The following is a 16219-nucleotide window of genomic DNA, read 5'->3' as shown; positions in this document are numbered from 1 at the left end:
AAAATATATTCAAATGAAACCATCATGATTTTTCAAATCCCTCAACGAAATGAATATAAAATCATGATAGCTTCATAACCGCTAAAAAACAAATATAAACGGATGAAAAACATATTTTATTTCCTAATTTTATACTATTAGAAATACAGCTCAAATGGCAATTTACAGATTCAGACTTAGTTTTGACGATTACGATGAAGTAATCAGAGAGATCGATATCAAATCAACACAAACTTTTGAAGATTTACATAAAGCATTACATCGTAGCACAGGATATACCGCAGAAAAATCTTCATCATTTTATGTAAGCTCTGATCATTGGATCAAGGGAGATGAAATCGCCTATTTACCTACTCAGAAAAAAACAGACCGCGGTGTAGCGCTGATGGAGAAATCTAAACTAAGCAGTTTTATTGAAGATCCTCATCAGAAGTTTTATTATATATACAATTTTGATCGTCCATATGAATTTCATGTTGAGCTGATCAAAATTATCCTGCAGACAGATCCAAGTATTGAGTATCCTGTACTTTTTAAAAGTATAGGAGAAGCCCCTAAAATTTTTGATGCCAATAATTTCCCTGTGGAGGCTGTAGCTACCAGTCCTGCATCAAATGATTTTGATTTCCTGAATGAAATGGATTTTGTTCCTGAAGATACAGAAGAGATTGAAGCAATGGACGGAAGAGGAATTACAACTTCATCTAAAAATGAAGATGCAGATGATGAAGAAAGCGATACAGACGATTATAATGGTGACGAAGATTACCACGAAGATGAGTATGACAGCAAAGAAGATTATTAATGCCAGATAATGGCGAAAAATAAAACATTAATTGTAATTGCAGGGCCAACGGCAATAGGTAAAACAGCTTTAGGTATTACGCTGGCCCAGCACTTCTCTACAGAAATCATCTCTGCCGATTCCAGGCAGTTTTTTAAAGAGATGTCCATAGGCACTGCAAAGCCGCATATTGACGAACTCGCAGCCGCCAGACACCATTTTATTGATTCCCACTCGATCAATACTTTTTTTAGTACAGGAGACTTTGAGAAACAGGCCCTGGAAGTACTGGAAGAAATATTCAGTAAACATGATCTTGCCATTATGGTGGGGGGGTCAGGTTTATACCTGGATGCGGTCACTAAAGGGCTCGATGAATTACCCGATACTGATATGCAGATCAGGAGCCAGCTCAATGCCTTATTTGAGACAGAAGGTCTTGAACCTATTAAGGCACAACTTGCAGCTGCCGATCCTGAATATTACGCTAAAGTAGATCAGGCTAATACACAGCGTCTGATCCGTGGTCTGGAGTTTTTCCTTTCCACAGGTAAGAAAGTTTCCTCTTTTCTGACTAACAGTAAAAAGCAAAGACCATTCGATACTATAAAAATCGGTCTGAATATGGAACGTCCTCTTCTTTACCAACGGATCAACCACAGAGTTGACCTCATGCTGCAGGAAGGCCTCCTGGATGAAGTTAAGTCCCTTCAGCCACACAAAGACCTCAACGCTCTGAAAACTGTTGGCTACGCTGAGCTTTTTGATTATCTGGATGGCAATATCACCTATGATACAGCTGTTGAGAAAATCAAACAGAATACCCGCCGTTTTGCCAAACGTCAGTTAACCTGGTTCAGAAGAGATGAACAGATTCACTGGTTCAGCCCCGATCAGACTGATGATGTTATTAATTTTCTCGAAAATTCAATTAATCGGGTGTCTTAAAGTACAGTTAAAAGATAATCACTGATATCCTCCCTATAACCTTCTTTATACCCCCTGCTATACCTGCCGGCTATCTTTCCATGATCTTTACAGGTATAAGCCAACAAAGCGATCATGGAAAGCATCATTCCGATCAACATCCGTTTTATCATTTATCCGGCAAAATAAATTGTTCTTAAAATTATGCCTGTGCAGTTGGCCCGCCAAAATTCATTGGGAATCCTGATGGTTCTTCCTGGGTTTTGATTCTGCCATTAGCAGCCTCAAACTTTTCAATATTATCCTGCATGGCATGCATCAGTCTTTTGGCATGTTCCGGCGTCAGGATAATTCTTGATTTTACCTTTGCTTTAGGCACTCCCGGCATTACCCTGATAAAATCCAGTACAAACTCAGTATTGGAATGAGTAATAATAGCCAAATTTGAAAATATACCTTCTGCTATCTCCTCAGAAAGTTCGATGTTAATCTGATTGTCGTTATTTTGGTTTTCCATAATACAAAACTACTTCTTTAAATCCTTAGCCTGTTAACTTATTTAAAAAAGGATTAGTATAAAATGTATCACGAAAGGATTTATCTCCATGAAAATAGTTCTATAATTATTGTTGTTTTACAAAGACAGAATTTGCAACAGCTCCTCCCTTTCCTAGCACACTTTCTCCGGTATTAACCAGATTTTTCCACGTTTTAGCTGTCACTCCATCATTACCAGCTATATAAACCTCTTCCTTGTAGACAAATACAGCATTCGCAGAAGACAATCTCACCCTGCCCTGCGTACCTGAATTCAGGTTAGTTAGCTTCATATTCTTCCATAAAACCGAATTTGAGGTATTACCATTATATTCATAACCCGCAACAAACACGTCTGCTCCATTCACAAAAATAGAATTTGCAATTGCCTGTTTGTCTCCCGAAGTGAGATTGGCAACTATTCCATTTTTCCATATTTTGACAACAGACCTGGGTAAAACTGCTACACTTGCATCCTCATTACCTGCCAGATATTGATCAGCAGGATCTACATTTTCAGTACCCGATACATAAACATCATTACCGCTCACAAAAACAGATTTTGCGATAGCCTGTCTTGTTCCATCGCTTAATCGCGTAGCAATTCCATTTTTCCACATCATGGCTACACATTTCTTGTCCTTATTATATTCGTAACCAACAGCATAAACATCTGTTCCACTTACAAAAACACTATAAGCCCTGGAAAATTCCGGTCCACCGGTCAGTCTTGTAGCTATATTATTTTTCCATATGGTAGCCAATCCGCTACTAAAGCCTGAAACATAAACATCGGACCCACTTACAAAAACTGAATAAACCGATGAATACAAATCTGAAGCCAGTACGGTGGGAATCCCATTTTTCCAAACTATACACTTCCCTCCATCAATACCCGCTACATAAACATCAGTACCACTCACATATACTGAGTTTGCTTCCGCCCTGTCGGCTGTACCGTCAGTTAATACCTTTGCTACCCCATTTTTCCATATAGTAGCAACAGAATTCATTTTATTATTATAATCCCAGCCAGCTACATAAACATCATTTGTTTTAACCGGATCTGGTGGAACCACTATCGGAGGTTTTACCGGGTCAGAAGGTTTTGTATCATCCTTTTTTGAGCAAGAGCTGATAAGTACAAACAAGCCGACAGAGAAGACTAATTTCAGATTTTTCATTTTTGTATATTTTTATACTCACCACTGATAATCAAATCACTAAAATAAGAGATGATTAACAGAAAAGGTTAATAATTATCTAAAATAATTATTAACCTTTTGTTTGTAAAAAAATAATATGATTCCTGATATCTCTAAAGATGTTTTTTACTTATAATAGTAAGCATAACATTCCTGGGGTAAATTTAATTTAATCCTAGATTAGAATTTCAGTGCTACGCTACCTGTAAATCTTGCAGGTGCCTGTGGAGTTAACCTTACAGACCATGCTTTTTCACTGGTCAGGTTATCTACTTTGAAACCAACACGATATTTTGGCTTATCATAAAATACACTGGCATCTAACATAGTATAAGAAGGAATAATGATTTTGGTTGTAACTGTGTTGGTATGATAAGACCAGCTTCCTGCGTTTCCGCCAAAACCTACCCCCAGTCCTTTAAGGTCTCCTTCAGGGAAACGATAACTGATCCATAAGTTATAAGTATGCGGCGGGCCCGACTGACCTGGACGCAGACCATTGGTAGCCGGGTTGGATTTAGTTAATTTACTATCATTGTAAGCGTAACCAGCCACTATATTTAAGCCGGCAAAAGGATTTGCAGTCAGTTCAACTTCTACACCTTTACTTAACTGTGTTCCGTCCTGGATCTGATAATTTTGTGGATTGTTGGGATCATCGCGTAAAACATTAGCCACCTTTATATCATAATAGCTTACAGTTCCTACAAGTCTATGATCCAGCAGATCCCCTTTAAAACCAAACTCCAGTTGATTAGCATGTTCTGGTTTAATTGCACTTCCGTCGGCAGTTACTCCACTTTTATTAAAAAAACCATTCATATAGTTACCAAAAACGGATAGACGATCTTTAGACAGCTCATATACAAGTCCCATTTTTTGAGACAGATTCGTTTGTTTATACGGGCCGGCCTGTAACCCGCTGGTTCCTAATCCCCCTGAGACAGTACCTGTGGTAATATTATAAACACCATTGTAATCATAACGGTTAACACGTAAACTCAGCATCGCCATTAATCTGTCTGTAAGGTTGATGACATCCGAAGCATAGACAGAATAAGTATTGTCTCCGCTGCTTTCTCTACGTAGTGCCCCCTTGCTGGTCAGAGAATCTACCTTAAAACGACTTATCCGATAGCTTGCAGGCGTATTGATGAAATCTACAGTTGGCAGATTGACGGTTACTCTGTCAAAGTCATTCGAATTATTGTAATAGTCTAACCCAACTACCAGACGGTTCCGTAATTTGGCAATCTTAAAATCTCCGATAAAATTCTGCTGAATGTTAGTTGCGACAAACGCAGTGTAACCAGTAATAACCTGAGGACTGATTTTTGTTTCTGTAGTTCCCCTTAATGCTGTTATATAACCATTGATAGAAGAACGTGCACGTGAAATTATAGTCTGAGAAGTCCAGCTTTCTGAAATTTTATAATTAGCCTGCGCAAAAATGTTCAGCATTTGGGTCTGATAAGCCAGATCATTACCCATAAAGGTTTTATTGTAAGGGAATTGCAATTCCCTGATTGTTTTGGTAGAGACCACCTTCGGATCTATATAAGGATTGAAGCGAACAACGGAAGTACCTTTAGCCTGGCCAAATTCTACATCAAACAATAAAGAAAGACGGTCCGAAACCTGATAAGAGAAACTTGGTGCCAGGCTCAGACTATTAGTGAATCCCTGATCCTGAAAACTTTTCTCAAAGCTGGTTGCGCCATTTAATCTGAATAATACCGTCCTATCAGTATTAACAGGGGTGTTAATGTCAAGGGTAAGCCTGTTAAAATTCCAGCTTCCGCCAACATAACCAACTTCTCCACCAAAACCATTATAAGGTTTTTTAGTCACACGGTTATACAAACCGCCGTAACTACTAGATATATTACTGCCAAATAAAGTTGCAGAAGGGCCTTTTATAGCTTCAACACGTTCTATGTTTGCCGGGTCAATAGAAGCAAAGGCAGCACCCGCAACTCCATTTCTTGCATTAGGTTCTGTATCAAAACCACGGGAGCGAAAAGTAACCCTACCCTGGTTTGCAATCATAGGAATACCTGCACCTGGTACATTTTTGGCGATACTCCCCAAATCAGTCGCCATTTGTTCCTGGATCAATTCTTTTGGAACAGAAGAATAAACCTGTGGATTTTCCAAATTTTTCAAAGGAAGACGCGCAACATAAATACTTTCTTTTTTTGCGAACTTATTTACATTTCCAGCAATAGTTACCTCTTGTAAAGCCTGTACATTTTCTCTGGTCAGCTGATAATTAGCTGTTGTGGTTTGTCCTGTAACCACAGTAACGGACAAATCCTTCTGTGCAGCACCTAATACCTGGATCCTGACTGTATATTTTCCTGGAGCCAGATTGCTGAAAGCATATTTACCTTGTTCATCGGTCAATGTAGACTTTTTCAATTCGATTAGCGTAACGGAGGCAGAACCATAAGATTGTCCGTCTACCAGAGTCAGTGTTCCTGAAATATTTCCGTTTCCGGGGGATTGCGCAAAAGCAGTAAAAGAAGCCATTAGAAATACGGCCAAACAAATAGTGTAAAGGTGTTTCATTAATAATCGGTATTAGTTGGTGTGTTTTGTACACCACAAATATATGACTATTATTTAGACTAGGTCTAATTAAAGAAAAGATAACTATAAGTTGAAATATGATAACCAAAAAAAAGACCGTCTCACAATTACTTAGGAGACGGTCTTAAAAAAAAAATTAACTATTTAAATTATGCTTCTATTTCTTCTTCTTGTTTAGAAGCTAATAATTTGTCATACTCTTCTTGTGAACCAACGATAATCCGTTCGTATCCACGAACACCAGTACCTGAAGGAATCAAGTGACCAACGATTACGTTTTCTTTCAATCCAAGCATATTATCACGTTTACCTGCAATTGCAGCTTCGTTCAATACTTTTGTAGTCTCCTGGAAGGAAGCTGCAGAGATGAATGATTTCGTACCTAATGAAGCACGGGTGATACCTTGTAATACAGAACTGGCAGTTGCCGATCTTGCATCACGAACTTCGATCTGTCTTAAATCTTTACGTTTTAACTGAGAATTTTCATCTCTTAATTTACGCAGAGAAAGAATCTGACCTGGTTTAACCGTGTTTGAATCACCTGCATCAACAACAACTTTCTTGTCATAGATTTCATCATTTTCAATCATGAAGTCCCAACGATCTACAGAATTGTTTTCTAAGAACGTAGTATCTCCCGGATCTTCAATGTGAACCTTCTGCATCATCTGGTGTACAATTACCTCAAAGTGTTTATCATTGATTTTTACACCTTGTAAACGATAAACTTCCTGGATACCATTTACTAAGTATTCTTGTACAGCAGCAGGACCTTTAATCGCTAAAATATCAGCAGGAGAGATTGAACCGTCTGATAATGGCATACCAGCTTTCACAAAGTCATTGTCCTGAACAAGGATGTGTTTAGACAATGGTACCAGGTATTTTTTAACCTCACCGTCTTTTGATTCGATAGTCATCTCACGATTACCACGTTTCACACCACCTAATGTTACTACACCATCAATCTCGGTTACTACAGCCGGGTTAGAAGGGTTACGTGCTTCGAACAATTCAGTTACACGTGGTAAACCACCCGTAATATCTCTTGTTTTACCTGTAGCACGAGGAATTTTAACTAAGATCTGACCAGTTTTTACTGCCTCTCCATCGTCGATTGAAACGTGAGCACCAACAGGAATGTTATACTGTCTGATTAACTCACCTTTTTTATCTACTACTCTTACCGATGGATTTTTAGTTTTATCACGTGTATCAATAATTACTTTCTCACGGTGACCAGTTTGCTCATCTGACTCTTCACGGAAGGTAACACCTTCGATGATCGCATCAAATTCGATTTTACCGGCAAACTCCGAGATAATAACCGCGTTGTACGGATCCCATGAACAGATCTTATCTCCTTTTTTAACTTTAGCTCCTTCTTCAATATATAAGAATGAACCGTAAGGGATATTATTGGTCATGATCACTTTACCAGTACCTTCTTCAACGATTTTGAATTCACCTGAACGACCTAAAACAATTTGTTTTACACCTTGCTCACCTGTATCATTAGCTACAGTACGAACGTTTTCGAATTCAATGATACCATCAAACTTCGCATTTAACTGAGATTCAGCTGCAATGTTCGATGCGGTACCACCCACGTGGAATGTACGTAATGTTAACTGTGTACCCGGCTCACCGATTGACTGTGCAGCAATTACACCGACAGCTTCACCACGTTGAACACGTTTACCAGTTGCTAAGTTACGTCCGTAACAAAGCGCACAAACACCTCTTTTGTTTTCGCATGTCAATACTGAACGTATTTCCACACCTTCTAAAGGAGACTCTTCGATTGCTTTTGCGATATCTTCGTCAATATCTTCACCAGCACCCACTAATAATTTACCATCCAGAGGATTAAATACATCATGCAGTGAGATACGACCTAAAATTCTGTCATATAATGGCTCAACGATATCTTCGTTATCTTTTAAAGCAGTAGTGTACATACCTCTTAAAGTACCACAGTCAGATGCGTTCACGATCATATCCTGAGCAACGTCATGTAAACGACGGGTCAGGTAACCAGCATCTGCAGTTTTTAACGCTGTATCCGCCAAACCTTTACGCGCACCGTGGGTAGAGATAAAGTATTCTAATACTGATAGTCCTTCTTTAAAGTTCGAAAGAATCGGATTCTCAATAATTTCACCACCTGAACCTGATTTCTGAGGTTTTGCCATCAGACCACGCATTCCGCAAAGCTGACGAATCTGCTCTTTAGATCCACGTGCTCCAGAGTCAAGCATCATATATACAGAGTTAAAGCCCTGGTTATCGCTCGATAACTGTGTCATCACGAATGATGTTAAACGGTTATTGATACGGGTCCAGATATCGATAATCTGATTGTAACGCTCGTTGTTGGTAATGAATCCCATGTTATAGTTATTCCTTACTTCTTCAACTTCAGCAGAAGCCTGTTCTAAAAGAACTTGTTTTTCTGCAGGGATGTTTACATCCTGTAAGTTAAACGACAACCCACCTCTGAATGCCATTTGGAAACCTAACTCTTTAATATCATCAAGGAATCTTGATGCACGAGCCATACCAGTAACCTTCACTACATCACCGATAATATCTCTCAGTGATTTTTTAGTTAACAGTTCATTGATATATCCTACTTCTTCCGGTACCATTTGGTTAAACAATACACGACCTACAGTAGTTTCAGTTAATCTGTTAACAATATTTCCGTCTGAATCCTTAACATTTACCTTTACTTTGATAAATGCGTGAAGATCGATACGTTTTTCATTGTAAGCAATGATAACCTCTTCAGGAGAATAGAAAGAAGAATCCTGACCATTCACTACACGCTGAGCATCTGTTCTACGGCCTTTAGTAATATAATAAAGACCCAAAACCATATCCTGAGAAGGTACCGTAATTGGCGTACCGTTCGCAGGGTTCAGAATGTTGTGTGCAGCTAACATCAATACCTGGGCTTCCAAAATAGCAGCATGACCTAAAGGTAAATGCACAGCCATCTGGTCACCGTCAAAATCGGCGTTGAATGCAGTACACACTAGTGGGTGTAACTGAATTGCTTTTCCTTCAACTAATTTAGGCTGGAAAGATTGTATACCCAATCTGTGCAGCGTAGGCGCACGATTCAGTAATACAGGGTGTCCTTTTAAGACGTTTTCCAGAATATCCCAAACTAAAGGATCTTTTCTATCTACAATTTTCTTTGCAGATTTAACTGTTTTCACGATTCCACGTTCGATCATCTTGCGAATGATAAACGGTTTGAAAAGCTCAGCAGCCATATCTTTAGGTAAACCACATTCGTGTAATTTCAGGTTTGGACCTACAACAATTACCGAACGCGCAGAGTAATCCACACGTTTACCTAATAAGTTCTGACGGAAACGACCTTGTTTACCTTTCAGGATATCTGAAAGAGATTTCAAAGCACGGTTACCTTCAGTTTTTACCGCATTTACTTTACGTGAGTTATCGAATAACGAATCTACAGCTTCCTGTAACATACGTTTCTCGTTACGTAAAATAACTTCTGGTGCTTTAATCTCGATCAAACGCTTTAAACGGTTGTTACGGATAATTACACGACGGTATAAATCATTTAAATCCGAAGTCGCGAAACGACCACCTTCAAGAGGTACTAACGGACGTAATTCCGGTGGAATAACAGGAACGATTTTAATAATCATCCATTCCGGATTATTCTCAATACGTGTTCTTGCACCACGGAAAGCTTCCACAACCTGTAAACGTTTCAAAGCTTCGTTTTTACGTTGCTGAGAAGTTTCGTTTGCAGCCTGGTGACGTAAGTTATAAGATAAAGTATCTAAATCAATACGTTTCAATAAATCTTCTAAAGCTTCAGCACCCATTTTGGCGATGAATTTATTAGGATCTTTATCGTCTAAATATTGATTTTCTTTAGGTAATTTATCTAAGATATCCAGGTACTCTTCCTCAGTCAGGAAATCCATATACTGGATACCCTGCTCTTCCATTAAACCAGATTGAATAACTACATAACGCTCGTAGTAAATAATCAAATCTAATCTTTTGGTTGGAAGGCCTAATAAATAACCGATTTTATTTGGCAATGAACGGAAATACCAGATATGCGCAACAGGAACTACCAGATTGATATGTCCCATACGCTCTCTACGTACTTTTTTCTCCGTTACCTCAACACCACAACGGTCACAAACAATACCTTTATAACGGATACGTTTGTATTTACCACAGTGACATTCGTAATCTTTTACCGGACCAAAAATACGCTCGCAGAACAAACCATCACGTTCCGGTTTGTAAGTACGATAATTAATAGTCTCAGGTTTTAACACCTCACCACTAGAGCGCTCTAAAATAGCCTCCGGCGATGCCAAACTAATGGTAATCGAGGTGAAATTGCTTTTTAATTTATTATCCTTTTTGTAAGACATAGCTCTGTTGTTTGAATTTGAAAATTTAAAAAGTCAGAATGGGCTCCTGGTTTAACAGGTCCCATTCCGACATTAAAAAATTCAACATTAGTCTAACGTAATATCTAAACCTAATCCGCGCAGCTCATGTACCAGTACATTGAATGATTCCGGTACACCTGGAGTCGGCAGGTTTTCGCCTTTTACAATTGCTTCATAAGTTTTGGCTCTACCAATTACATCATCAGACTTCACAGTCAGGATCTCTTGTAGAATATTAGCCGCACCAAATGCTTCTAATGCCCAAACCTCCATCTCACCAAAACGCTGACCCCCGAATTGAGCTTTACCACCCAATGGTTGTTGTGTAATTAATGAATATGGTCCGATTGAACGGGCGTGCATTTTATCATCAACCATGTGACCCAGTTTCAGCATGTAGATAATACCTACTGTAGTTGGCTGGTCAAATTTCTCACCCGTTAAACCATTATGTAAATAAGTTCTTCCTGAAGCAGGAACACCAGCTTTAGCGATCCATTCTTCCACTTCATCATGCTTGGCACCATCAAAGATCGGAGTTGCGAATTTCACACCCAGTTCTTTACCGGCCCATGCCAATACAGTTTCATAGATCTGTCCAAGGTTCATACGTGAAGGTACACCCAGTGGGTTCAACACGATATCAACAGGAGTTCCGTCATCAAGGAACGGCATATCTTCATCACGAACGATACGGGCAACAATACCCTTATTACCGTGACGACCAGCCATCTTATCCCCTACTTTCAGTTTACGTTTTTTAGCTACATAAACTTTAGCCATTTGCACAATTCCTGACGGCAATTCATCACCAACACTGATGGCAAATTTATCACGTTTATATGCACCCAGTTCTTCGTTTACACGGATACCATAGTTGTGGATCAAAATTTTGATCTGATCATTTTTATCGTCATCAGTAGTCCATTTGTATGGATTAATGTGAGCGAATTCAAGATCAGCTAAACTTTTTTGAGTGAACTTAGCACCTTTAGGGAATAATAATTCCTTGTAAACGTTGAAAATACCCTGAGAAGTTTTACCATTTACAATCTGGAACAATTTGTCAACCAGTTCATTTTTCAGATTGGTTGTAGCCAGATTATATCTCTTGTCTAATTTCTCTATTGCCGATTTTTCTTCAGCTTTAGTAGTTTTCTTAGCTCTTGAGAATAATTTAGTATCAATTACCACACCTCTGATCGATGGAGGAGTTTTCAGGGATGCATCTTTCACATCACCCGCTTTATCTCCAAAGATAGCACGTAATAATTTCTCTTCCGGTGAAGGATCAGACTCTCCTTTTGGTGTAATCTTACCAATCAGGATATCGCCTTCTTTAACCTCAGCACCGATACGGATAATACCATTTTCATCTAAATCTTTAGTAGCTTCTTCAGAAACGTTAGGGATATCTGGTGTTAATTCCTCTTCTCCACGTTTTGTATCACGCACTTCCAATTCAAACTCTTCAATATGCAATGAAGTAAAGATGTCTTCACGAACAATACGTTCACTGATTACAATCGCATCCTCAAAGTTATATCCCTGCCAAGGCATGAACGCCACTTTAAGGTTCCTGCCTAAAGCAAGTTCACCATTTTCAGTTGCATAACCTTCACAAAGTACTTGTCCTTTAACAACTTTCTGACCTTTCTTAACGATTGGTTTTAAGTTGATACAAGTATTCTGGTTGGTTTTCTTGAATTTAATTAATTTATAAGTTTTGCTGTCACCTTCAAAAGATACCAAACGATCTGCATCGTTTCTTACATATTTGATAGTGATTTCGTTTGCATCAACATATTCAACAACACCATCGCCTTCAGCGTTGATCAGTGTTCTAGAGTCACGTGCAACACGGCCTTCCAGACCAGTTCCAACAATCGGCGCTTCAGGACGTAACAATGGTACAGCCTGACGTTGCATGTTGGATCCCATCAGGGCCCTGTTCGCATCATCATGTTCTAAGAACGGGATCAGTGAAGCAGCAATCGAAGTAATCTGATTTGGTGCCACGTCCATTAAGTCTAATTTCTCAGGCTCAATAATCGGGAAGTCACCCTCGTAACGTGCTTTAACACGTGGCGTAGTGAAATTACCTTTATCATCATAAGCAGCGTTTGCCTGTGCGATAGTTTTACCATCTTCATCTTCAGCAGAAAGATAAATTACATCTTCATCTACAGCAACAATACCGTCTCTTACGATTTTGTATGGTGTTTCTATAAATCCTAATGTATTGATCTTCGCATGTACACAAAGAGATGAGATCAAACCGATGTTTGGTCCCTCTGGTGTTTCAATCGTACACAACCTACCGTAGTGGGTATAGTGAACGTCACGCACCTCGAAACCAGCTCTTTCACGGGAAAGACCACCTGGGCCTAAGGCTGAAAGACGACGCTTGTGCGTAATCTCTGCCAGAGGATTAGTCTGGTCCATGAACTGAGATAACTGGTTGGTACCAAAGAATGAATTAATTACCGACGATAAAGTACGGGCATTAATCAAGTCAGTTGGTGTGAAAACCTCGTTATCACGGATGTTCATCCGCTCACGGATAGTACGTGCCATACGCGCCAGACCTACACCAAACTGAGCATATAACTGCTCACCTACTGTACGTACACGACGGTTTGACAAGTGGTCAATATCATCGACCTCTTCTTTGGAGTTGATCAGTTTAATCAGGTATTTAACAATTGCAATAATATCTGCTTTTGTCAATACTTTAACGTGATCAGGAGTATCCATTTTCAACTTACGGTTGATGCGGTAACGACCAACATCTCCTAAGTCATAACGTTTGTCCGAGAAGAATAAACGCTCAATGATACCTCTTGCAGTTTCCTCATCAGGTGGTTCTGCGTTACGCAAAGCACGATAGATGTTTTCAACAGCCTCTTTTTCAGAGTTTGAAGTATCTTTTTGTAATGTATTATATATAATAGTATAATCAGCCTGACTAGCACCATCATCTTTAGATAAGATAATAGTTTTAACGCCAGCATCAATGATCATATCAATATGCTCGTCTTCTAAAACAGTATCCCTGTCTAAGATCACTTCGTTACGATCTATCGAAACTACCTCACCGGTATCTTCGTCTACAAAATCTTCAACCCATTTTCTTAAAACTCTCGCAGCAAGCTTACGTCCGATATATTTCTTTAAACCAGATTTGCTGACTTTAACTTCATCAGCCAAGTCAAACAGTTCAAGGATATCTTTATCAGAGTCATAACCAATTGCACGTAACAGCGTGGTAACAGGGAACTTTTTCTTACGGTCGATATAAGCATACATGACGTTATTTACGTCAGTAGCAAATTCGATCCATGATCCTTTGAAAGGAATCACACGCGCAGAATAAAGCTTGGTTCCGTTAGTGTGACGGCTCTGGCCGAAGAACACACCCGGTGACCTGTGTAACTGAGAAACAATTACACGCTCTGCACCATTGATCACGAATGTACCCTTAGGGGTCATATATGGAATAGTACCCAGATATACATCCTGAATGATAGTTTCAAAATCTTCGTGTTCCGCATCATTACAAGACAATTTCAACTTTGCCTTTAGAGGAACACTATAAGTTAACCCACGGTCAATACACTCAGGTATATCATAACGTGGCGGGTCAATAAAATAATCAAGGAATTCCAAAACGAAAATATTTCTGGAATCTGTGATTGGAAAGTTTTCAGCAAACACTTTAAACAAGCCCTCTGTGTGACGGTTGTCTGAAGTAGTTTCTATCTGGAAAAATTCTCTGAATGATTGCAACTGTACATCTAGAAAATCCGGGTAATCTATGATGTGCTTACTACGTGCAAAATTTACTCTTTGGTCGACTTTATTTGCCAAGGTACTAAAGTTAATTTAGTTTAAGAATAAACTATTTGTTTGGTTTGCCGTGAACATCCCACCAACCAAACTTAGATGAAATGTATATAAACAGGTATAGACTCCGACTGTACAGTCGGAGTCTATGTTTAAAGTTATATTAAAATTAAGTGATTACTTAATCTCAACTACAGCTCCAGCTTCTTCTAATTGTTTTTTCAAAGCTTCAGCTTCGTCTTTAGAAACACCAGCTTTTAATTCTTTTGGTGCACCGTCAACTAAATCTTTAGCTTCTTTCAAACCTAATCCAGTTAAGTCTTTTACTAACTTAACAACTGCTAATTTAGAACCACCAGCTTCTTTCAAGATAACATCGAAAGTAGATTTTTCTTCAGCTGCAGGAGCAGCATCACCAGCAGGACCTGCAACAGCAACTGCAGCAGCAGCTGGTTCGATACCATACTCGTCTTTAAGGATTTGAGCTAATTCGTTAACTTCTTTAACTGTTAAGTTTACTAATTGCTCAGCAAACGCTTTTAAATCTGCCATTTTATAGAGTTTTTAAAATTTGACGTGAAAAATAATTTATAATAATATGAAACTTATAAGGTGTTCCTTAACCTTCTCTTTCCTGAAGAGTTTTAACAATTCCTGCGATTTTACCACCACTAGATTTCAATGCTGAAATAACATTTTTAGCTGGCGATTGTAATAAGCCAATGATATCTCCAATAAGCTCTTCTCTTGATTTCAAGCTTACTAATGTATCTAAATGATTATCTCCAACATAGATTGCTGTGTCGATAAACGCAGCTTTCAATACTGGTTTGTCAGTACCTTTTCTCAAAGCTTTGATCAGCTTAGCTGGACCATTACCTGTTCTTGAGAATAATAAGGCTGACTGGCCTTTTAATGCTTCAAAGATACTTGAATTATCACCTTCTAATCCTTCGATCGCTTTTCTGATCAAAGTATTTTTAGCAACCTGCATTTCAATACCACTTTCGAAACATTTGCGACGGATGTTGTTAATTTTCTCAACAGATAAGCTAGATGTATCGGCAATGTAAAAATTGCCAAAGTCCTGCATCTTCTCTTGAAGAGCTGAAACTACTTCGTGTTTTTCTTCTCTGTTCATAATTAGATCCCTGCTACTGATTTAGTTTCGATTGCGATTCCAGGACTCATTGTTGAAGAAACATGAATGCTCTTAAAATAAGTTCCTTTAGCAGCAGATGGTTTAAGCTTAGAAATTACTTGAAGAACTTCTAATGCATTTTCATATATTTTTTCTGCTGGGAATGATACTTTTCCTACCGAAGCATGAATGATACCACTTTTGTCAACTTTAAAATCAATTTTACCGCCTTTTACGTCAGTTACTGCTTTACCAACTTCGTTAGTTACAGTACCTGATTTTGGGTTTGGCATAAGGTTACGTGGACCTAAAACGCGGCCCAGTTTACCTACTTTTGCCATACAAGCAGGAGTAGTGATAATAATGTCAACATCAGTCCATCCACCTTCAATCTTGGCAACATATTCGTCTAAACCTACGAAATCTGCACCTGCCGCTTTAGCTTCTTCTTCCTTATCAGGGTTACAAAGAACTAAAACACGTACAGTTTTACCTGTACCGTGTGGTAAAGTAGCGATACCACGAACCATTTGATTCGCTTTACGCGGATCAACGCCTAAAGCGATGTCGATATCAACCGAAGCATCGAATTTAGTAGTTGTGATTTCTTTTACCAAAGCAGCCGCATCCTGTAAAGAATACGTTTTACCAGATTCTAGTTTAGCATGTGCCTTTTTTTGATTTTTTGTTAATTTAGCCACTGTTGTAAACTGTTTTTTGTTAA

General features: G+C 38.8%; 11 protein-coding genes. 2 read left to right on the top strand and 9 right to left on the bottom strand.

Annotated features, from left to right (window positions below; genetic code table 11):
- Positions 1-154 precede the first annotated feature (154 nt).
- Positions 155-805 carry an IS1096 element passenger TnpR family protein gene (locus tag HDF25_RS13130; protein WP_184625373.1) on the top strand — a complete coding sequence of 217 codons (651 nt, stop codon included), beginning with the start codon at positions 155-157 and terminating at the stop codon, positions 803-805.
- A 9-nt stretch (positions 806-814) separates the two neighbouring features.
- On the top strand, positions 815-1732 hold the full coding sequence (miaA, locus tag HDF25_RS13125) for a tRNA (adenosine(37)-N6)-dimethylallyltransferase MiaA (RefSeq protein ID WP_184625371.1): 918 nt from the start codon (positions 815-817) through the stop codon (positions 1730-1732).
- On the opposite strand, the gene HDF25_RS13120 is transcribed toward miaA, so the two are convergent.
- The 9 genes from HDF25_RS13120 to rplA form a co-directional block, all read right to left on the bottom strand.
- Positions 1729-1884 (bottom strand): hypothetical protein, encoded by a 156-nt coding sequence (locus HDF25_RS13120; protein WP_184625369.1) that lies wholly within the window; start codon positions 1882-1884, stop codon positions 1729-1731. The genes miaA and HDF25_RS13120 overlap by 4 nt on opposite strands.
- A gap of 29 nt (positions 1885-1913) precedes the next feature.
- A complete protein-coding gene (locus tag HDF25_RS13115; protein ID WP_184625367.1) occupies positions 1914-2228 on the bottom strand; it encodes a DUF3467 domain-containing protein in 315 nt (104 codons plus the stop codon).
- 106 nt (positions 2229-2334) lie between these two features.
- Positions 2335-3432, bottom strand: a complete 1098-nt coding sequence (locus HDF25_RS13110) for a hypothetical protein (protein WP_184625366.1) — start codon at positions 3430-3432, stop codon at positions 2335-2337.
- A gap of 201 nt (positions 3433-3633) precedes the next feature.
- Positions 3634-6024: a TonB-dependent receptor gene (locus HDF25_RS13105; RefSeq protein ID WP_184625364.1), complete on the bottom strand. Its 2391-nt coding sequence runs from the start codon at positions 6022-6024 to the stop codon at positions 3634-3636.
- Positions 6025-6194: 170 nt separating this feature from the next.
- A complete protein-coding gene (gene rpoC / locus HDF25_RS13100; protein ID WP_184625362.1) occupies positions 6195-10487 on the bottom strand; it encodes a DNA-directed RNA polymerase subunit beta' in 4293 nt (1430 codons plus the stop codon).
- An 87-nt stretch (positions 10488-10574) separates the two neighbouring features.
- Positions 10575-14378, bottom strand: a complete 3804-nt coding sequence (gene rpoB, locus HDF25_RS13095; protein ID WP_184625360.1) for a DNA-directed RNA polymerase subunit beta — start codon at positions 14376-14378, stop codon at positions 10575-10577.
- Positions 14379-14531: 153 nt separating this feature from the next.
- Positions 14532-14906: a 50S ribosomal protein L7/L12 gene (gene rplL / locus HDF25_RS13090; RefSeq protein WP_183865812.1), complete on the bottom strand. Its 375-nt coding sequence runs from the start codon at positions 14904-14906 to the stop codon at positions 14532-14534.
- A 67-nt stretch (positions 14907-14973) separates the two neighbouring features.
- Positions 14974-15495 (bottom strand): 50S ribosomal protein L10, encoded by a 522-nt coding sequence (rplJ, locus tag HDF25_RS13085; protein WP_184625358.1) that lies wholly within the window; start codon positions 15493-15495, stop codon positions 14974-14976.
- A 2-nt stretch (positions 15496-15497) separates the two neighbouring features.
- Positions 15498-16196 (bottom strand): 50S ribosomal protein L1, encoded by a 699-nt coding sequence (gene rplA / locus HDF25_RS13080; RefSeq protein ID WP_184625356.1) that lies wholly within the window; start codon positions 16194-16196, stop codon positions 15498-15500.
- Positions 16197-16219: the final 23 nt, after the last annotated feature.

Source organism: Pedobacter cryoconitis, assembly GCF_014207135.1.
Taxonomy (GTDB): Bacteria; Bacteroidota; Bacteroidia; order Sphingobacteriales; family Sphingobacteriaceae; genus Pedobacter; species Pedobacter cryoconitis_D.
The sequence above is the reverse complement of the archived record's forward strand: the minus strand, read 5'-3'. Positions and strand labels throughout refer to the sequence as shown.

What these genes read in the sequence shown, in the direction of transcription:
- HDF25_RS13130 (WP_184625373.1), top strand. Translation starts at nt 155, where the DNA reads ATGGCAATTTACAGATTCAGACTTAGTTTTGACGATTACGATGAAGTA.
- miaA (WP_184625371.1), top strand. Translation starts at nt 815, where the DNA reads ATGGCGAAAAATAAAACATTAATTGTAATTGCAGGGCCAACGGCAATA.
- HDF25_RS13120 (WP_184625369.1), bottom strand. Translation starts at nt 1,884, where the DNA reads ATGATAAAACGGATGTTGATCGGAATGATGCTTTCCATGATCGCTTTG.
- HDF25_RS13115 (WP_184625367.1), bottom strand. Translation starts at nt 2,228, where the DNA reads ATGGAAAACCAAAATAACGACAATCAGATTAACATCGAACTTTCTGAG.
- HDF25_RS13110 (WP_184625366.1), bottom strand. Translation starts at nt 3,432, where the DNA reads ATGAAAAATCTGAAATTAGTCTTCTCTGTCGGCTTGTTTGTACTTATC.
- HDF25_RS13105 (WP_184625364.1), bottom strand. Translation starts at nt 6,024, where the DNA reads ATGAAACACCTTTACACTATTTGTTTGGCCGTATTTCTAATGGCTTCT.
- rpoC (WP_184625362.1), bottom strand. Translation starts at nt 10,487, where the DNA reads ATGTCTTACAAAAAGGATAATAAATTAAAAAGCAATTTCACCTCGATT.
- rplL (WP_183865812.1), bottom strand. Translation starts at nt 14,906, where the DNA reads ATGGCAGATTTAAAAGCGTTTGCTGAGCAATTAGTAAACTTAACAGTT.
- rplJ (WP_184625358.1), bottom strand. Translation starts at nt 15,495, where the DNA reads ATGAACAGAGAAGAAAAACACGAAGTAGTTTCAGCTCTTCAAGAGAAG.